General features: G+C 69.9%; 20 protein-coding genes. 12 read left to right on the top strand and 8 right to left on the bottom strand.

Annotated features, from left to right (window positions below; all coding sequences use genetic code 11):
• Positions 1-142 precede the first annotated feature (142 nt).
• The 5 genes from AC0VYL_RS20085 to AC0VYL_RS20065 all read left to right on the top strand — a co-directional run bounded on the left by AC0VYL_RS20085 (position 143) and on the right by AC0VYL_RS20065 (position 2,103).
• On the top strand, positions 143-955 hold the full coding sequence (locus AC0VYL_RS20085) for a helix-turn-helix domain-containing protein (RefSeq protein ID WP_475455006.1): 813 nt from the start codon (positions 143-145) through the stop codon (positions 953-955).
• A complete protein-coding gene (locus AC0VYL_RS20080; RefSeq protein WP_475455004.1) occupies positions 837-1,133 on the top strand; it encodes a DUF397 domain-containing protein in 297 nt (98 codons plus the stop codon). The genes AC0VYL_RS20085 and AC0VYL_RS20080 overlap by 119 nt, the downstream gene beginning before the upstream one ends.
• Positions 1,134-1,221: 88 nt before the next feature.
• On the top strand, positions 1,222-1,398 hold the full coding sequence (locus AC0VYL_RS20075) for a DUF397 domain-containing protein (protein ID WP_475455002.1): 177 nt from the start codon (positions 1,222-1,224) through the stop codon (positions 1,396-1,398).
• Between the two features lie 309 nt (positions 1,399-1,707).
• Entirely contained in the window at positions 1,708-1,878 is a 171-nt protein-coding gene (locus AC0VYL_RS20070) for a DUF397 domain-containing protein (RefSeq protein ID WP_475483547.1), read from the top strand.
• Positions 1,879-1,935: 57 nt separating this feature from the next.
• Positions 1,936-2,103: a DUF397 domain-containing protein gene (locus tag AC0VYL_RS20065; RefSeq protein WP_475454998.1), complete on the top strand. Its 168-nt coding sequence runs from the start codon at positions 1,936-1,938 to the stop codon at positions 2,101-2,103.
• 216 nt (positions 2,104-2,319) lie between these two features.
• Here the strand turns inward: AC0VYL_RS20065 and AC0VYL_RS20060 are convergent, their stop codons facing one another.
• On the bottom strand, positions 2,320-2,931 hold the full coding sequence (locus AC0VYL_RS20060; RefSeq protein WP_475481119.1) for a TetR/AcrR family transcriptional regulator: 612 nt from the start codon (positions 2,929-2,931) through the stop codon (positions 2,320-2,322).
• A gap of 113 nt (positions 2,932-3,044) precedes the next feature.
• Between AC0VYL_RS20060 and AC0VYL_RS20055 the strand changes: the two genes are divergently transcribed.
• The gene (locus AC0VYL_RS20055; RefSeq protein ID WP_475481118.1) at positions 3,045-3,194 is read left to right on the top strand and encodes a hypothetical protein; all 150 of its coding nucleotides are present in this window, start codon (positions 3,045-3,047) and stop codon (positions 3,192-3,194) included.
• The gene (locus AC0VYL_RS20050; RefSeq protein WP_475481117.1) at positions 3,191-4,060 is read left to right on the top strand and encodes an alpha/beta hydrolase; all 870 of its coding nucleotides are present in this window, start codon (positions 3,191-3,193) and stop codon (positions 4,058-4,060) included. Before AC0VYL_RS20055 ends, AC0VYL_RS20050 begins: the two co-directional genes overlap by 4 nt.
• A 134-nt stretch (positions 4,061-4,194) precedes the next feature.
• Here AC0VYL_RS20050 and AC0VYL_RS20045 read toward each other — a convergent pair whose 3' ends face one another.
• From AC0VYL_RS20045 to AC0VYL_RS20015, 7 genes are all read right to left on the bottom strand, one after another.
• Complete coding sequence (locus AC0VYL_RS20045; RefSeq protein ID WP_475481116.1) at positions 4,195-4,728, bottom strand: class IV adenylate cyclase; 534 nt, start codon at positions 4,726-4,728, stop codon at positions 4,195-4,197.
• Between the two features lie 409 nt (positions 4,729-5,137).
• The gene (locus AC0VYL_RS20040; RefSeq protein WP_475481115.1) at positions 5,138-5,584 is read right to left on the bottom strand and encodes a DUF3558 family protein; all 447 of its coding nucleotides are present in this window, start codon (positions 5,582-5,584) and stop codon (positions 5,138-5,140) included.
• A gap of 146 nt (positions 5,585-5,730) precedes the next feature.
• Positions 5,731-6,159: a hypothetical protein gene (locus AC0VYL_RS20035; RefSeq protein ID WP_475454988.1), complete on the bottom strand. Its 429-nt coding sequence runs from the start codon at positions 6,157-6,159 to the stop codon at positions 5,731-5,733.
• Positions 6,160-6,198: 39 nt separating this feature from the next.
• On the bottom strand, positions 6,199-9,195 hold the full coding sequence (locus AC0VYL_RS20030) for an AAA family ATPase (RefSeq protein ID WP_475481114.1): 2,997 nt from the start codon (positions 9,193-9,195) through the stop codon (positions 6,199-6,201).
• Complete coding sequence (locus AC0VYL_RS20025) at positions 9,196-10,353, bottom strand: exonuclease SbcCD subunit D (RefSeq protein WP_475481113.1); 1,158 nt, start codon at positions 10,351-10,353, stop codon at positions 9,196-9,198.
• Positions 10,354-10,427: 74 nt separating this feature from the next.
• Positions 10,428-11,087: an O-methyltransferase gene (locus AC0VYL_RS20020; RefSeq protein ID WP_475481112.1), complete on the bottom strand. Its 660-nt coding sequence runs from the start codon at positions 11,085-11,087 to the stop codon at positions 10,428-10,430.
• Positions 11,088-11,178: 91 nt separating this feature from the next.
• Positions 11,179-11,892: a metal-dependent hydrolase gene (locus AC0VYL_RS20015; protein WP_475454980.1), complete on the bottom strand. Its 714-nt coding sequence runs from the start codon at positions 11,890-11,892 to the stop codon at positions 11,179-11,181.
• Between the two features lie 236 nt (positions 11,893-12,128).
• Between AC0VYL_RS20015 and AC0VYL_RS20010 the strand changes: the two genes are divergently transcribed.
• Genes AC0VYL_RS20010 through AC0VYL_RS19990 form a run of 5 tightly spaced genes read left to right on the top strand, consistent with a single transcriptional unit; the run spans position 12,129 to position 18,175 of the window.
• Positions 12,129-13,964 carry an ABC transporter substrate-binding protein gene (locus AC0VYL_RS20010; protein WP_475454978.1) on the top strand — a complete coding sequence of 612 codons (1,836 nt, stop codon included), beginning with the start codon at positions 12,129-12,131 and terminating at the stop codon, positions 13,962-13,964.
• Complete coding sequence (locus AC0VYL_RS20005; RefSeq protein WP_475454976.1) at positions 13,961-15,031, top strand: ABC transporter permease; 1,071 nt, start codon at positions 13,961-13,963, stop codon at positions 15,029-15,031. The genes AC0VYL_RS20010 and AC0VYL_RS20005 overlap by 4 nt, the downstream gene beginning before the upstream one ends.
• Positions 15,028-16,005: an ABC transporter permease gene (locus AC0VYL_RS20000; RefSeq protein ID WP_475454974.1), complete on the top strand. Its 978-nt coding sequence runs from the start codon at positions 15,028-15,030 to the stop codon at positions 16,003-16,005. Before AC0VYL_RS20005 ends, AC0VYL_RS20000 begins: the two co-directional genes overlap by 4 nt.
• Positions 16,002-17,081, top strand: a complete 1,080-nt coding sequence (locus tag AC0VYL_RS19995) for an ABC transporter ATP-binding protein (RefSeq protein WP_475481111.1) — start codon at positions 16,002-16,004, stop codon at positions 17,079-17,081. Before AC0VYL_RS20000 ends, AC0VYL_RS19995 begins: the two co-directional genes overlap by 4 nt.
• The gene (locus AC0VYL_RS19990) at positions 17,078-18,175 is read left to right on the top strand and encodes an ABC transporter ATP-binding protein (RefSeq protein WP_475454970.1); all 1,098 of its coding nucleotides are present in this window, start codon (positions 17,078-17,080) and stop codon (positions 18,173-18,175) included. Before AC0VYL_RS19995 ends, AC0VYL_RS19990 begins: the two co-directional genes overlap by 4 nt.
• Positions 18,176-18,418 lie beyond the last annotated feature (243 nt).

Below are 18,418 nucleotides of genomic sequence, written 5' to 3'. Positions count from 1 at the left end.
CGAACCCACCATGAAAGATCGAACACGCTCTGCGCTAGGGACATCACTGAGCGGTCACGATTACGTGAAGTGAGTGGACCTTGGTGAAGACTTCACGCAGAATTGGTGCACCGGGTAGACCTCACGGTGAATCAGGAGTCCAATGTCTCGCTCCCTCAAGCCCGAACTGGTAGAGCTTGGAAGTGTGCTAAAGAAGGTCCGCGCTAATGCCGACGTCAAGCAGAAGGACCTGGCCAGCGCCCTGAACGTCGTCCCCTCCACGCTTTCCTCGTGGGAGAAGGGAACGCGGGCTATGACCGAAACGATGGCTCGAAATATCGACCAAGCTCTTGAAAGCCCGGGTGTAGTGCACCGTGCGTGGAAGGGGGCACACGAAGCAGCAGGCGTTCCCTCGTGGTATCCAGAGGTAGAGCAGCTGGAACGGATGATGACTGAGCTTCGTGAGTACCAGAGCCAGATGATCCCGGGCCTGATCCAGACTGAGGACTATGCGCGTGCCGCGAACCGCGACACGTCTCCAGGTGTCAGTGCAGCGGAGCTGGCGGAGATGGTCAAGGCTCGCATGAGGCGACAGGTGATTCTGGGGAACAATCCGCCTCTGATCTACATGGTTCTTGAAGCAACTGCTGTGACCAGGGTGATTGGGGGCCGCCGAATCCTCTCCGAACAGCTCGCTCGTGTGCTGATGCTGATGGAGAAACGGGTAGTACGACTACAGGTGGTACCACCCAACCCGGGGACTCACCCGGGAGCAGCCGGGCCGTTCCGCGTATATTCCTTCTCGGATAAACCAATGGTGGCATCGGCTGAGTACCAGCAAGGTGAGTATCAGATGGATGACAGCCGCAAGGTCCAGGCCTGTCTGGCAGTGTTCAGCGCTGTCCAGGCTGAGGCCCTGTCCCCGGGGCAGTCCGCAGAGTTCATCAGGAAGGTCAAGGAAGAGCTTGATGAGTAGTACAGAGCAACCGCAGCGTGAGTGGTACAAGAGCAGCTACAGCGCGGCCAACGGGAGTTGTGTTGAGGTGGCGAACGGGAGAACCGTTCTCGTGCGGGACACCGAGAACCGGCCACTGGGGCATCTCGACACCCCATCGGCAGAGTGGACGGCCTTCCTGAAGGCCGCGATCTCCTAGCTGGGCACATAGGCCGGACCTCGCCAGGGTCCGCCCTTCCAGTGTCAGTGTCGGGACCATGGCTGGGAGAGATATGAGGCAGCATCACATGATGACTGATCAGTGGCACAAGTCGAGCTACAGCGACGGTGGCGGCGGCAACTGCGTAGAGGCTCGTGCCAGCGAGCAGGGCGCTGCGGTGCGCGACACCCAGAACCGCAACCTGGGTCACCTGGAGGCGCCTGCTCCTGAGTGGAAGGCGTTCGTGGAGGCTGTGCGCCTCTGAGGCGAAGTGAACCGGACCTCGCCAGGGATATTGGCGAGGTCCGGTTCGTGTTGTGCCTGTTCAGGCTACCTGTAGAGGAAGTGCAACTCCAGGACCAAAGGGCCTGAAAGTATCGTGCACAACAATCACCCCATCTACCTCATCGCCACGGTGCTCAATGGCCTAAGAACTCGCTCTTCCGCAAGTACCTGAAAGGGTGAGATTGTGGTCAAGGCGATCGAGAAGTCGCTGCTGGTCTACTGGGATCCGGGGAGCTCGCTCCCTGGATGCAACGCTGAACTTGATGAGGACGAAAGCGGAGGAATTCCGATGACGGGCTGGTGCAAGTCGACTTACAGCTCAGGTTCCCAGAACTGCGTAGAAGCCCGGGAGCACCAGGGTGGAGCTGCCGTGCGTGACACACAGAACAGGGAACTCGGCCACCTCACCTTTGGTGCCGATGAGTGGTCTGCGCCCCTCGACACGGTGAGCGCCAACTAGAGCCCGCTCTCCGGCCACAACGCTAGACCTGCTGAGGAAGAAGGAGGAGGAATTCCGATGGTCGAGTGGCAAAAGTCGAGCTACAGCGCCAACGGTGCCAACTGCGTGGAGGCCCGTGCCACCGAGGAGGGTGCAGCGGTGCGCGACACACAGAACCGAAACCTGTGTCATCTCGAAGCGTCCGCTGCTGAGTGGAAGGCTTTCGTGGCGGCCGTACGTCTCTGATCGAAGTGACCTGGCCCAACCGACAGTGAGCAGTCGGGGTGGTGCCGATCCTGTGGGGCAGCCAGCACTCTGCGGCGTCAGTGATCGTAGGTACGTGACATCACCGGTCCACTGCTACCGGGCGTGCGGAGGACGGCGAGCTGAGCCGAAGCGCGAGGCCAATTCATCCGAGTGCCCCGTGAACGGCCCCGTTCGCCGGTGCGATCGTGGCCCGACCTACTGGCCGGTCGGCCCTTGGCCCATGGCGGTCGACGGCGTGTGGCCTTCTCCCTCGAACGCCGCAAGCGAGGTGATGAAGCGTTCGGCCGCAGCGTCAACCTCGGAGGTCGGGCTCAGCAGCCTTTGCAGCAGCAGCCCTCGCAGGCATGCGGTCGCGATGATGCTCTGCTGCCTGGCATCGGTCTCCGTGGCTCCGTCGCGCAGCGCCGCCGCTTCGAGAAGACGCTCCAGGTGGTCGATGTCGACGACGAGCTCCTGGAAGGCTTCCCGCTCGTAGACCGCGAGCCCGACCAGGTGGAAGAAAGCGTGGGTCCGGTCCTCGTGCGCCGGGTCCGAGTAGAAGCTCCACACGGCCCTGCACAGGGCCACGAACCCGAGTTCGTCGCCGGTCGCGGCAATGACCAGGTTGTCGCGGCGGCGCGCCTCCAACAGCACGGCACGCAGCAAACCCGGCCGCGACCCGAAGTGGTACGTCAGCAACGTGTGGTGCACGCCGAGCCGCTCCGCCACCTGGCGCATCGACAGGTTCGGGCTGGGGCCGTTCTGGCCGAACTCGTCGAACAGCGCGTCCAGAAGACGCTGCTTCCCTTCCCCCACCGGCGCTCTCACGTTGCCTCCGTTGACAGTTTCACCACTGTTGAGTACGTTATCGCACATCCAATTCACCACTGTTGAGTTCGGCGGTGCGGGGCTTGCGACGGGGCCTCTGGAGACCGACGCGGGTGTCGTTCACCGGCGTCGACTCCGGGACCCTCGGTCCAGGCGAGACGGACGGCAGGACCCGCCTCCACGGCCCCAGGGTGTTCGCTGATCCAGACCTGGCCGCCCTCGTCATCAAGGGCGGCCGCAACATCAAGGGGGAGACTCGATGAGCGAGTTGTTGCACGGCTGCTTGCAGGACACGGAGTACCTGGAGGTCACCGCGAAGTCAGGACGCCGCTACGCCGTCTGGGTGACCACACCCCCCGGCTACGCGGACTCCACGGAACCCCTGCCGCTCATCTACGTGCTGGACGGCAACTGGACCGTCGGCCTGACCGCGCCCCTCATCGTCACCCAGTCGGACCCGTATCTGACCATCGCCCCGTACATCCAGGTCAGCATCGGGTACGCGGGTGAGGAGGCCGCGAACTGGGCGCAGGTTCGCAACCGCGACCTCGTGCCGCCCGGGGAACCCGCCGGAGACACCATGCTGGCCACCCTTGAGTCAGCTCGCGAGTCGGGTGCGATGACCCAGGAGGAGGTGGACGCCTACCTCGCCGAGCTCGCGGAATGCCGCGCCGACCTCTTCCTCGACTTCCTGACCGACGAACTCCACCCTCACCTGCGGTCGAAGCTGCGGGTCAGTGAGTCCGGGCACGGCCTCTTCGGATACTCCTACGGAGGTCTCTTCGCCCTCTACGCGTGGCTGCGCGACACGGGGCTCTTCACGAGCGTCGGCGCGGGCAGCCCGGGTGTGGCCAGCGCGGACAGCCAGATCTTCGCCCTCGTGGACGCCCTGCCGGAACTCGGTGAGGACGCGTCCGCTCCACGGCTGCACGTCACGCTGAACGAAGCCGAACTGCTGGGAGATGTTCCGTTCTACCGAGGGATGGCCCGTCACGTTCTCACGGCGCTGGAACAGCTGCACGCCAAGGGACGTTCGGAGCAGCTGTCGAAGGCGCTGTTGCAGGGGACGCACGTCACCGGGTTGCAGCCGTCGTTCCTCAGCTACCTGAAGACCTCCCACAGGCGCTGATCGCCCGGGTCGCACGCGCACCGAGCGGGAGGGCCCAACGGCATTGTGCCCGGCGGGCGTCAGGTGGGGGTCTGGCGATCCGTTTTTCGTCCGGCGAGCACGGGAGGCTGATGTGTCCCGTACGGAAGATGAGATCAGGAGGTGGGGCGCACGAGGATGTCGTAGGTGTCGGTGGTGCGCTCCAGATTCACCCCGAGGTTGCGGGCCCAGGCGTCGAGGTCTTCCTGGGCGGCCCGGCCGTCCCGGTCGTCATCGACCAGGATCTCCAGTTCCAGGAAGACCCCGGCCTTCTCCACCTCGTCGACGCAGACGGAGACCAGCCCCGCGGTTCCGACACGGCGGGTCTTGGCGATGCGCACGCTGGGCACGTAGCCCAAGCTCATGAGAACGCCGTGCATCGCCTCTCGGTCACCGACGGTCGTCTCATGCTCGATGCACTCCATGGCAGTGGCCATGGGCGTCTTGGTCGTGACGACGTGCTCTCCGTCCTGGGTGCGAAGCCGAGCGAACGTGAATCCCAGCTTGCCCTGTGAGAGGTCCCAGCCCCGGGGAGCGTACGCCAGGTCGTCCTGGTGAACGGGGTCGCTCACACTCACACCGGCCTCCTTGAGCGCCACCAGTAGCGCCTCCAGGTCCCGTACCCGGTACTTCGTTTCGATCTCGCGCATCGGTGGGCCCCCGGTTTCACGCTGTCGTCGCTGCTCCCCGGAGGCTACCGACGTCTCGCCTCACACGGGGTGCATTCACGAATCCCATGTGTTCAGGCGAGGAGGTTCGCTCTCGGCTCGCTTCGCTCGACTAAAGCACCGGACAGGTGAAACCCAGAATCACCGGTCCATCCCCGCGTGCGCGGGGCTCACGAGGACACCCCGCAGGCTCAGCCCCTGAGGGCCGGTCCATCCCCGCGTGCGCGGGGCTCACCCGATGATGATCATGAAGAGCAGCATGTTTGCCGGTCCATCCCCGCGTGCGCGGGGCTCACAGTTCACGACCTGCGGAAACGTGGGTCGTTATCTCCGCTTGACCTTTGAATTGATCCACTCCTGGGCCCAGGATGACAGATAGCGGGGCGCGGCATCAGGTGTCCTGGGAGTTGGTGATCGCGGTGCGGGCCACCTCGACAGCCACCTCACACGCCGCGTCAGCGCTGACCTGCACGTAGAACGAGTGCTCATCGGAAACAGCCACGGTGAGGTTGCAGGAGTCCGGGAACTCCGTGGTTACGCCCGGATACCCCTCCACGCTGACGAACCCCTGGTCGTCGGCCTCAGAGAAAGCAGCGGCAACGGTGTCCTCGACGGCGTCCTTCTCCTCATGAACCTCCACGCGGAGGTCCACGCTGGCATCAACCCGGTTCGTGTAGAAGCAGTTCGCGTCGGACTGGGGGCTGCCCTCGCCCTCCTGGTCCAGGATGCCGAGTTCGACGGCGGCGGCATCGGGGAGCAAAGCACAGGGGTGCGTGTGGGTGGGGTCCAGCGCGGCCACCTCGAACTGCCGGATGGAGTCGCGCTCCTCCAGCTCCACCGCGCATCCACTGAGCAGAAGCGCCGCCACCACGGCGGCCCGTGCACGCATACGCCGCTCCGTTCGCAGGGTGCCGGGACCCGGTGGGGCCCCGGCACGAAGCTACAGAGCGGCGTCTCGGAAGTGGCGCGTGTGGCCGGAAACGGTCAGACGACGAAGGCGGTCACACCCGTGACCAGCAGACCCACGCCCAGACAGATCACCAGCCCGCCGAGCAGCACCGAGGCCGACGGGCGCAGGTCACCCAGACCGGTGCGCCCGCTGACCATGGCCTGACGGCGCGCCAGGACGGGCAGGAGGGCGACGTTGACCGCGTACATCACGGCGGCCACCACGCTCGCGGAGGCGAAGCCCACCCAGAAACCACCGCCGCCGGACATCACGTTGAACGCGGCCAGCGACGGAAGCATCACCAGCAGCAGCACCGATGCGGCACCGAAGGCGGTGAGCAACCGGGGCGAGGACCCGCGCGCGCTCCCTGAGACCACGAGGAGAAGACCGATCAGGGCCGCCACCATGATGGCGCCCCCGATTCCGAACACGGCGATGTTGACCAGCGAATTCACGCTGGTCATTGTCGCACCGACCGGCAGCGGCCCCAACCCGGGGTGGGCTCAGCCGTGGTGCTCCAGTCTGGACCCGCCAGCGGCCTTCACGACACGGAGACGGGTCGTGACGCGTTGGCGGAGGTCCGCGACGTGGCTCACCACCCCGACGGCACGCCCGCCGTCACGAAGCCGGTCCAGTACGTCCAGGACCTCCTCCAGGGTGTCCTCGTCCAGGGTCCCGAAGCCTTCATCCACGAAGAGGGTGTCGATCTCCGTCCCACCCGCCTCGGTGGTGGCCACGTCACCCAGGCCCAACGCCAGGGCGAGGGAACTGAAGAAGGTCTCCCCGCCGGAGAGCGTCGCCGGGTCTCGCTCCACCCCCGTCCAGGCGTCCACCACACGCATGCCCAGACCCCCGGCGGAACGGGCCCTGCCGTCGCCCGCCGCCTTGTCCACCGTGTAGCGCAGCTCGTAGCGGCCGTCCGACATGGTCAGCAACCGGTGGTTGGCCGCCTCCACCACCTGTTCCAGGCGGGCCGCCAGTACGTAGGCGGACAGCCGGACGCTGTCGGTGTTGTCCGGCGAGGTACCCGCCGCCAGGGTGCTCAGCCCCTGAGCCACCGCGTAGCGGCGCAGGACGGGCTCCGAACCGGACAGCTGTCCATCGAGTTCCGCGCGCAGGGTCGCCAGGCGGCGGGCCCGGTCGGAGAGCATCCCCTGCCAGGCCACCGCCCGGTCCGCGGCCCGGTCGGCGGTCTGCGCGGCCGACTCCAGGGCCGTGGGGTCCGGTGCCGGGGCGAGCTCGGCGGCGGCCAGCTCCGGGTCGGCCAGCCGGGCCTCGACCGCCGCCCACTGGTCGTCGAAGTCGCGCGCCCGGGACCTGAGGTCCGCGCGTCCGCGCTCGTCCAGGGCCGCCGCCACCACCTGGGCCTCGTCCTCGAAGCCCACCTCGGCCAGGGACCGCCCGGCCTCGGTGACGGCGGTGCGCAGCTCCTCGGCGGCCCGGCCACGCAGCTCGACGGCGTCGGCCGCGTCGCGCAGCACCTCGGCCTCGCCGCGCAGGCGGGCGATCCGCTCGGCCAGTCCGGCGTCCTCACCGCGTGCCCGGTCCAGCAACGCGGTCAACCGCTCGTGTTCTCTGGTGCCCTCCTCGCGGCGGGCGGCCAGTTCGCTCTCCTCGCGCACCAGCTCGCCCTCGCGCTGGCGGGCCCGCTCCAGGTCCGCCGTGGCCTGGGCCAGCTCCTCCTCCAGCCGGTGCAGCTCACGGGCGGCGGCGCGGGCGTCGGCCAGTTCCCGTTTGCGGGCGGTCACCTCCTCGGCGGCGGCCTCCACGGTGCGGCCCTCGGCCCGCTCGGCGGCGGCCGTGTGCCGCTCCCGCAGCGCCACCAGGGTGTTCTCCGCCTCGGTGCGCCGGGCGGCGGCGGTGTCCGCGGTCTGCTGGGCGGCCCGCTCCTCCTCAGCCGAGACCAGCCCCAGCGCGCTCGGTTCGGCGGGAGAGGGGTGCTCGGTGGACCCGCACACCGTGCAGGGCGTGCCGTCGGCCAGGTCGGCGGCGAGCTCGGCGGCCATGTGCGCGATCCGCCGCTCCCGCAGGTCCTGGGACCGGTCGCGGGCGGCCTGGGCGGTGTCGACCGCGCGCCGCCGCTCCTCCTCGGCCCGCTCCACCCCGTCCGCCAGGCGCCGGTGCTCCTCGGCGGCCGTGCGGCGCCGTTCGGCCAGGTCGAGGGCGGCCTTCGCGGGGTCGGTGAGCCCGGACTGCTCCTGGGCCCGGCGCAGCTCCTCGGTGATGGTCCCGACCCGGGCGGGCAGCGCCGTCACCCGTTCGCGGGCCCGGACCGCCTCGGTGCGCACGGTGGCGATCCGCCGGTCGAGCCCGGCCAGGTCGCGCTGGAGGGAACGGCGGCGTTCGGCGTCCCCGCGCAGGTGGTCCAGGCGGGCGAGCTCGTCGTGGCGGGACCTCTCGGCGGCTCGCAGCGTGGCGGGAAGACCGGTGCTGAGGTCCGCGAGTTCGGCGGCGTCGACGTCCGTGATCCCGCTGACCAGGGCCAGGCGGTCGGTGACGGCCAGCTCGGCCTTGTCCAGTTCGGTGCGGCGGTGGTCGCGGGCGCGCAGCGACGGCAGCACCGCGTCGGCCCGCTCGGCGGCGGCCAGCCGGGTGTCGATCCCGGTCCGCCACTCGCGCCGTTCGGCCAGGTGGGCGCGGTGCTCCCGGGCGCCGGCCAGCCTTTCCCTGCGGGAGAGCAGCTCGCGACCGGCGGCCAGGGCCTCCCTGGCCTCGTCCCGGGCCCGCGTGAACCCGGCGGTGACCGCCTCCGCGTCGCGGGCGGTGGCGGCCTGTACCGAGGCCAACTCGGCGGCCCAGGCGGTGAGCTCCTCCGGGTCCTGCGGGGCGGCGGACCCACCGACCTCCGCGATCCTTCCGGAGACCGCCCGCACCCGCTCGTCGGCGGCGCGCACCTCGCGCTCCAGCTTCCGGGCGTGCCCTCCGAACCACTCCTCCACGTCCCGGAACACCCGGGTGTTGAAGATGCGCTCCAGGGACTTGCGCCGGTCGTCGGACTTGGCCCGCAGGAACCGGGCGAAGTCGCCCTGGGGCAGCATGACGATCTGGCAGAACTGGGTGATGGTGAGCCCGACCAGGTCTCCCACGAACTGCCCGGCCTCGTCCGGGCGGGTGGTCACGCCCTCCCAGCGGTCGCCCCGCCAGTCGAGGACGCGCACCTTCTGGTTCTCCGTGACGGTGCCGCTTCCGCGCTTCTTGGGCCGCTCCCACCGCGGGTTGCGCTCGATCCGCACGCGGCGACCCCGGACGGTGAACTCCAGGGTGACCTCCGGCCGGACCCCGGGCGCGGCGTGGTCGCTCCTGGGGGAGCGGTCCTTGCCGCGCGCACCGGGCACGTCGCCGTAGAGCGCGAAGCAGACCGCGTCCAGCACGGAGGTCTTGCCCGCGCCCGTGGGCCCGTGGATCAGGAACAGCCCGCCCCCGCCGAGCCGGTCGAAGTCGACCGTCTCGGTTCCGGCGAAGGGCCCGAAGGCGGTCATGGTGAGGGTGTGCAGCCGCATCTAGCGAGTCCCTTCCTGGACGCGGACCTCTTCGACCGCGCGGTCCACCAGCGCGCGTTCCTCCGGGGTCGCGGCACTGCCCCGAGCCCACTCGACGAAGTCCGCGACCACCTCGCGTTCGGGCCGGTCCGCGACGGCGACGGTGACCGGCCGCCGCTCCGCGTCCCCGTCGTCGGGGTCGAACTCCAGCATCAGGGTGTGCGGGAAGCGTTCGCGGAGCCGGTCCATGGGCTGGGCGGGGCGCCGGGGGTCGGTGAGGGTGACGTGGAGCCAGTGCCCGGTGTGGCGCTCCCACCGGTCATCGGTGAGCAGGTCGTCGAGGCGGCCCCTGACACGGGAGAGCGGCCGGGGGACCGGGGCGTCGGCGAACTCCGCCCCGGCGAAGCCGTCCGAGTCCAGGTCCACCAACCAGAACCCCTTGCGGTGGTGCTCCTCGGAGAAGGAGTAGGCCAGCGGGCTGCCCGGGTAGCGCACCGACGGCGTGATGGCCTGGCGGCCGTGCAGGTGGCCCAGGGCCACGTAGTCCACACCGTCGTAGACCGAGGCGGGCACGTGCGAGGCGCCGCCCACGGAGATGTCGCGCTCGCTGTCGGAGGGCTCCCCGCCGGTGACGAAGGCGTGCGAGAGCACCACGGAGCGGGTGCCCGGACGCTGGGCGAGATCGGCCCTGACCAGGTCCATCGCGTGGCCGATCGCCGCAGGGTGACCGCGTTCGGGCAGGTCCCAGTGGTGGCGGGCGATCTCCGGTTCCAGGTAGGGGATGCCGTAGAAGGCCACCGGGCCGTGCTCGTCCTCGATCACCACGGGGGTGCCGATCCCGTCCAGGGAACTGCGCAGGTGTACCCCGGAGGCGTCGATCAGGTCGGTGGCGAAGGACATCCGCGCCATGGAGTCGTGGTTGCCGCTGATCAGCACCGCTCTGGCCCCGGTCTCCCGGATGCGGCCGAGGGCGCGGTCGAACAGGCGCACGGCGTCGACCGGCGGCAGGGCGCGGTCGTAGAGGTCACCGGCGACCACCACGACGTCGATCCGTTCCGCGTGGATGGCGTCGACGAGGTGGTCGAGGAAGGCGGCCTGGGCGTCGACGAGGTTCTCCCGGTGGAAGGAGCGACCCAGGTGCCAGTCCGAAGTGTGCAGCAGGCGCATGGAACTGGACATTACCCAAGATCACTCCCTCCCCGCCGGGAGAACCGTGTGGCCTGTGGACAACTCCGGTGGGCGGAGCGGAGGGCTCAGAGCCTGCGGGCCAGTGTCAGGCCGTCTCCGATGGGGAGCAGGACCTGTTCGACGCGGTCGTCCGCGACGAGCCTGTCGTTGAAGTCACGGATGCCCTGGACGTGCGGGGCGGTCTGCTCGGGGTCCACCACCCGCCCGTGGGACAGGGTGTTGTCGGCCAACAGCAGCCCGCCGGGGCGCATGCGGGGGACCAGTTCCTCCCAGTAGTCCACGTAGCCGGTCTTGTCCGCGTCCAGGAAGGCCAGGTCGAACTGGGGTTCCCTCGGCAGTTCCCGCAGAGAGTCCAGCGCCGGACCGATCCGCAGGGTGATCTTCCGCGCGACCCCGGCCCGCTCCCAGTACCTTCTGGCCACCGACGTCCACTCCTCGCTGATGTCCAGCGCGAGCAGGGTGCCGTCCTCGGGCAGGCCCCGGGCGAAGCAGATAGAGGAGTACCCGGTGAAGGTGCCGATCTCCACCGCGTTCCGCGCCCCCGACAGCCGGGTGAGGAGGGTGGAGAAGACGCCCTGTTCGGGGCCGATCTGCATCCCCTGGGACTCGGGGAACAGCTCGGCGGTCTCGGCGGCCAGGTCCGACAGGACCGGGTCCACCGGCTGACTGTGGGCGACGAGGTAGGCGTGCAGTTCGGGGCTGATGCCCTCTGTGGTTCGAGTCACGCCCGCAACCCTAGAAGGCTCCGCCGCTCCGGCCAAGCGTCCCGCCCGCGTGCGAGCGCGGCGGGTGTCGGCCCGCCCGCGGCGGCCGCGACTAGTGGTCGGGGAGCAGGGTGGGCCAGTCGAACAGGTACACCGAGCCGATGATGACGCCGATGGTGAGCAGCGGGGTGACCACCTTCTGCTCCACCGGGCCGTTGGTGACGAAGCCCTGGCCCTGGCCGATGCGCTTCTTCCAGAACGGCCAGAAGATCGGCACGCCCATCTTGGTGATCATGTCCCCGAAGAAGTGCAGGACGATGCCGAAGGCCACCGCCAGACCCAGCCACGTGTAGTTCACACCCACCGAGAACAGGGTGAGGGTGATCGCCGCCGTTCCCAACGCGTTGATGATCCCCGAGGCCGTCCGGTTCTTGTCCATGCCGAATCCCAGCCCCTGGAGAGCGATTCCGACCAGCAGGAACACGAAGATCTGCACGGCCAGTTCCGACCACAGGGCCAGTGCCTGGACCAGGACGCCCATGAGGACCGCGAAGAAGAACGAGTGGGTGCCCATCCGGTGCCCGCCGAAGGCCCAGTTGAGGATGTCACTCAGGATCTCGGTGGCCTTGCCGTAGGTCTTGGTCACCGTCGCGCTCTTGTGGTCCACGTCCGGCAGCAGGGCCGCGCCCGCGCACACCAGGGATCCGGCGATGATCTCACCGGGGCCCAGGTCGAAACTGAGTCCAAGGAATTCCGTGCCCTGGACCAGCGGTACGACCGCCATCCAGCCGACCACGCCACTGAGTGCGTGCGAGTGCCCCATCATGGCGGGAACCGTAGCGGAGTCTGCCAATCGCCGCGAATCAGAGACCGGTTTCGGACAGGGAACAAAAGCCACTTCATCCTCAGGAAACACGAACGCTCCTGACACAGGAGTCGAATGCGTTGCGATATCCCGCCTCACCTCGGAGATCGTTGACGCTCATCGCGCCAAGTTGGTAGACAACCAACAACCCCCAGGTGGCCATGCCACCAACCCCACGAAACCTGACAGGGGCCGTTATGAAAACCCACCATCCTCCCTCCGGCACCCTTCTCCGGCGGACGGCGGCGTCCGGCAGCGCGCTCCTTCTCCTCGGAAGTCTCACGGTGGCCCCCGCGGCCGCCGACGAGGCGAGCGGCAACACCCTCACCGTCGCCATCGCCCAGCAGGTGGACTCCTTCAACCCCTTCACCGCGCAGCTCGCGGTCACCACGAACATCCTCCGGCACGTCTACGACAGCCTCACCACCGTGGACCCCGAGACCGGAGAGCCCGCCCCCTCGCTCGCGGAGAGCTGGGAGACCTCCGACGACGGCCTCACCTGGACCTTCAACCTCCGTGACGACGCCCTCTTCAGCGACGGCGAACAGCTCACCGCCGACGACGTGGCGTGGACGTTCACCACGATGATGGAGAACGACGCCGCCGCCGTCGCCAACGGCAACTACGTCTCCGGGTTCGAGAGCGTCACGGCCGAGGACGACACGACCGTCGTCATCCAGCTGGACGAGCCGCAGGCCACCATGGAGTCCCTGCGCGTGCCGATCGTCCCCCGGCACGTCTGGGAGCCGATCATCGAGGAGGAGGGCGAGGCCTTCTCCGACTACACCGGCGACGACCTCCCCACCGTCGGCAGCGGCCCCTTCGTCCTCACCGAGCACGCGCGCGGCGAGCACATCCGCCTGGCGGCCAACCCCGACCACTGGCGGGGAGCACCCGGCTTCGACGAGCTGTACTTCCGCTACTACTCGGAGAAGGACGCCGCCGTCGAGGCGCTGCGCAGCGGCGAGGTCTCCTTCGTCTACGAGCTCACCGACGCCCAGATCACCTCCCTGGAGACGCTGGACAACGTCGCCGTCAACATCGCGGACGGCAAGCGGTTCCAGGCCTTCAGCATCAACCCCGGCGCCGTCACCCAGGACGGCGAGGAGTTCGGTGACGGGCACCCGGCGCTGAAGGACCGCACCCTGCGCCAGGCCATCGTCATGGGCATCGACAACGAGGAGATCGTCCAACAGGGCGCCAACGGCCAGGCCGTCGCGGCGGGCGGCTACGTCCCGCCCCGCTACACCGACTTCCACTGGGCGCCCGAGGGCGAGGAGGCCATCCTCGACTTCGACCCGGACGCCGCCAACGCGATGCTCGACGAGGCCGGGTACGAGCGGGGCGACGACGGCGTACGCGTCTCGCCCGACGGCGACCGGCTCGAACTGCGCATGCACGTCCACGCCGACCGGCCGGACAACGTCCAGGCCGGACAGGTCATCGACGAGCGACTCGCGGACCTCGGCATCGAGATCGACAACCAGACCGTCGACCCCGGCATCCTGAGCGACGCCCTCTACGACGCCGAGTACGACCTCATCTTCACCGGGTGGACGGTCAACCCGGACCCGGACTACGTGTTCAGCATCCACACCTGTGACGCGCTGCCCACCGAACCCGGCACCATGCAGGGCGACGCCTACTTCTGTGACGAGGAGTACGACGAGCTCTACGCCGCCCAACTGGGCGAGTACGACCGCGAGGCCCGCGCCGAGATCATCCACCAGCTCCAGGAGGTCCTGTACCGGGAGGCCGTGGTCAACGTCCTGACCTACCCGAACATCATGGAGGCCTACCGGACCGACCACGTCGCCAGCCTCCAGCTGGAGCCCGCCGAGGGCGGGAACATCTGGGGCCAGGACGGCTACTGGGCCTGGTGGTCGGCCGAGCCCGCCGAAGGCGCCGCAGGAGGCGGCTCCGGCGTGTCCACCGGGGCGCTCATCGGCATCGGCGCCGGCGTGCTGGTGCTGGTGGTCGCGGGTGCCTTCGTCTTCTTCCGTCGACGCTCCACCGTGGAGGACCGCGAGTGACCATGACGCCCACCGAGGCGGACGAACCGACCGGGGCGGGGACCACCGACGTCCCCGCCCCGGCGGGCCCCACGGGGTTCGGCCGCGTGGCCCCCGTGGCCACCTACGTCCTCGGCCGCCTGACCACAGCCGTGGTCTCCCTGTTCGCCGTGATCGTCGCCGGGTTCTTCCTCTTCCGGATCCTGCCCGGCGACCCCGTCCGAGCCATGACCGAGGGCCGCGAGGTCTCCGCCGAACAGCGCGAGGAGCTGCGCCGCCAGTTCGGCCTCGACCAGCCCCTCTGGCAGCAGTTCCTCGACTACGCCGCCGGACTGGTCCGGATGGACCTCGGGATCTCCTTCCAGTACCGGGAGCCGGTGGTCGACCTCATCCTCGAACGCCTGGGCCCGACGATCCTGCTCGCCGGGACCGGCACGGTCATCGCCGCGCTCCTCGGCCTGTTCCTCGGCGCCCGCGCCGGGTGGCGGCCGGGCGGACGCGGGGACCGGATCAACACGGCGGTGGCGCTGTTCTTCTGGTCGGTGCCCACGTTCTGGCTCGGCCTGCTGCTGATCGTGCTGCTCGCCTCGGGACGCGGGTTCATGCCCGGCCTGTTCCCGACCGGCGGCATGGTCTCGCCCGGCGTCAGCGGCCCGGTGGAGACCGCGCTGAGCACCGCCCGGCACATGGTGCTGCCGGTCCTGACCATGGTCGCGGTGATCTACGCGCAGTACCTCATGATCATGCGTTCCTCGCTGATGGACGAGAAGGGCGCCGACTACCTGGTCACCGCCCGCGCCAAGGGACTGCGCGACGCCCTGGTGCGCCGCAGGCACGCCGTGCCCAACGCACTGCTGCCGACCGTGACACTCATCTTCCTCAACCTCGGGCAGGTCGTCTCCGGGGTGATCCTCGTGGAGACGGTCTTCTCCTGGCCCGGACTCGGACAGCTCTTCTACTCCGGCCTGCGCGTACCCGACCTCGGCCTCGTCCAGGGGCTGTTCGTGGTGTTCGCGGCCTCGGTGATCCTCATGAACCTCCTGGCCGACCTGGTGTATCCGCTGCTCGACCCGAGGGTGCGCCCATGAACACACCCACCGGACCCGCGACGGCCGGACCGTCGGCGGACGGTACGCCGCCGGTCCCGACGCCCTCCCCGAGCGCGCTGGCCCGCAGACGCCGCCGCGAGGCCCTGGTCGGCTTCGCCCGTGAGTACGCGCGCAACCGGGCCGGGCTCCTCGGCCTGGGGCTGCTCCTCACCATCGGCGTGCTCGCCGTGACGGCCCCGCTGTTCATCGACCAGGCCCACCTGACCATCACCGGCGCCCCCGGCGAGTCCCACGAGCCGCCGAGCTGGCAGTTCCCCCTGGGAACCGACAACTTCGGCCGCTCGATCCTCGACCTGGTGATCTGGGGCGCGCGGGTCTCGCTGACGGTCGGCCTGCTGGCCACGTTCGTGTCGGTCACCCTCGGCACCCTGGTGGGCGTCACCGCCGGGCACTTCGGCTCGTCCGGCGGCGTCGGCGGCCGGATCGTGTCCACGGTGCTCATGCGGGTCACCGACTGGTTCCTGGTCCTGCCCACCCTGGTCCTGGCGGTGGCGCTGGCCGCCGTCCTGCCGCGCGGCACCGGCACCATCATCATCGCGATCGGCCTCACCGTCTGGCCGCCCACCGCACGCCTGGTGCGCGCGCAGACCCTGGCCGTGGAGGCACGCCCGTTCGTGGAGCGCGCCCGCGCCCTCGGCGGCGGCCACGCGCACGTGATGGGCTGGCACGTGCTGCCCAACGTCATGCCGGTGGTGCTCGCCCAGACCACGCTGCTGGTGGCCACCTCCATCATCGCGGAGTCCACCCTGGCCTTCCTCGGCATGGGCGACCCCACCACCATCTCCTGGGGCGGGATCCTGGAGGCGGCCCGGACCGCCGGAGCGATCAGCGCCGGTATCTGGTGGTACATCGTCCCGCCCGGCCTGGCCATCGCCGTGGTCGCGCTCTCCTTCACCCTGTGCGGACGCGCGGTCGAGTCCGTCATCAACCCACGGCTCAGGGGGCAGAGTTGACCAGCCTTCTCGACGTCAGCGACCTGCGCGTCACCTACTCCGGCAGCGGCGGCGACGTCCCCGCCGTGCGCGGCGTGAGCCTGTCCCTGGACCCCGGCGACACCCTCGGGGTGGCGGGGGAGTCCGGCAGCGGCAAGTCCACGGTGGCCCTGGCGCTGCTGCGCCTGCTGCCCGCGAGCGCGAAGGTCACCGGAAGCATCCTGCTGGAGGGCGAGGACGTCCTCCGGATGAAGTGGGGCCGCCTGCGCGCCGTGCGCTGGGTGGGCGCCTCGGTGGTCTTCCAGGGCGCCATGCACTCGCTCAACCCGGTGAAGCGGATCGGTGACCAGATCGCCGAGCCGCTGCTCATCCACGAACTGGTCCGACCGGCCCGGGTGGACGCGCGCGTGGCCGAGCTCCTCGAACAGGTGGGACTGCCCGCCTCCCGTCGACGCGACTACCCCCACCAGCTGTCCGGCGGTCAGCGCCAGCGGGTGATGATCGCGATGGCGCTGGCCTGCGAGCCGCGCCTGATCATCGCGGACGAGGCGACCACCGCCCTGGACGTGATGATCCAGGCGCAGATCCTGGGACTGCTGGAACGGCTGGTGGACGAGACCGGGATCGGCATGCTGATGATCAGCCACGACCTGTCCGTCCTCGCGGCCACCTGTGACCGGGTCGCGGTGATGTACGCGGGGCGGATCGTCGAGCAGGGGCCCGCGCGCGAGGTCGTGCACGCCCCGGCGCACCCCTACGCGAGCGCGCTCAGCGCGGCCTTCCCGAAGATCGGTGACCCGGCCTCGCGCCTGGCACCCCGGGGTCTGCCCGGCGACCCGCCCGATCCGGCCGACCCGCCCTCGGGCTGTGTGTTCCGGACGCGCTGTGCCGTGGCGGAGACGGTGTGCGCCTCCGTCGATCCTCCGCTGTGGCCGGTCCGTCCCGACCGCGACGGGCACGCGGACCGGCACGCCGCCTGCGTGCACGTGGGCACGGGACCGGGCCTGGCGGACCGGGGCGGGGCCACGGGAGACGGCGACGCCGGCGGTTCCCACGACACGAGCGGTTCCCACGACACCGAGGAGACGAGCCGTTGAGCGCCGACACCGACTCACGACAGCCCGCCTCCCCTTCCGAACCGAAGGAGGACACCGGGCCGATCCTGCGCGCCGACGACGTGAGGGTGGCCTTCCCCGCCGGGGCCGCCCCGGGCGGCGGCCGGGGCACGGCCCGGGCCGTTGACGGCGTCAACCTCGACGTGGCGGCGGGGGAGATCGTCGCCCTCGTCGGGGAGTCCGGCTGCGGCAAGACCACCCTCGCCCGGGCCCTGCTCGGGCTGGAGCGGCCCACCGGCGGCCGGGTCCTGTTCGAGGGCGCGCCGCTGGGCTACCGCTCGCGTGACCTGCGCTCCTACCGGCGCCGGGTCCAGCTCGTTCAGCAGGACCCGATGGGATCGCTCAACCCCCGACGCACCGTCTACGAGTCCGTCGTTGAGGGGTTGCGCATCCACGAGGGCACGACCGCCGACGAGACCGAACGGGTCTCCCGGGCCCTGTCCCAGGCCGGGCTGCGTCCGCCCGAGCGGTTCTTCGCCCGCTACCCGCACGAGCTCTCCGGCGGCCAGCGCCAGCGCGTGGTGATCGCCGGGGCGCTGGTCCTGGACCCCGAGGTGCTGGTGGCCGACGAGCCGGTGGCGTCCCTGGACGCGTCGGTACGCGGCGAGATCCTGCGGCTGCTGCTGGAGTTGCGCGACGAACTGGGCCTGTCCGCGCTGGTGGCCACGCACGACCTCGGGCTGGCGTGGAACATCGCGGACCGGGTCGCCGTGATGTACCTCGGGCGCGTGGTGGAGCTCGGCACCGTGGAGGAGGTCCTGTCCGCTCCCGCCCACCCGTACACGCGGGCGCTGCTGTCGGTCCTGCCCGACTCCGGGGCGGAGGAGGGGCCCGTGGTGCTCTCCGGCGAGCCGCCGGACCCCAAGCAGGTGCCGACGGGCTGCCGGTTCCACCCGCGCTGCCCGGTGCTGGCCTCGGGCGAGGCCGAGCGGGCCGGGGTGGCCGACCTGTGCACCACGGTGGACCCGGCGGTCCTGGGCGGCGGCGCCGAGCGGCGGGTGGCCTGCCACTGGGCGGCCGAGGACGCGACCGGGCGCCTGCGGGCGGACGGTCCGCCCGGTCCCGTCACCGTGTAGGGGGTAGGGGAGCCCCGGCCGACGCCCGGTCACGGTACGCGCGGTTCCTGGTGACCGAGGAGCCGTGTGTACCCGCTGGTGCGGTTCGTGCCGTGCGTGGGCTGCCACCAGGGACAGGAGTGTCCCCGAGTGACCAGGGGGCCGTGAGTGCTACGCGTGGGTGCCGTGACGGTGCCAACCCGGTTCGTTGTTCACGCGGGGCCGCGTGTGTTCGCCACGTGAGTCCGGAGACCGGAGTGTGCG

This window comes from Nocardiopsis sp. iso_238, assembly GCF_056173325.1.
This window is presented reverse-complemented; position numbering and strand designations above follow the sequence as displayed.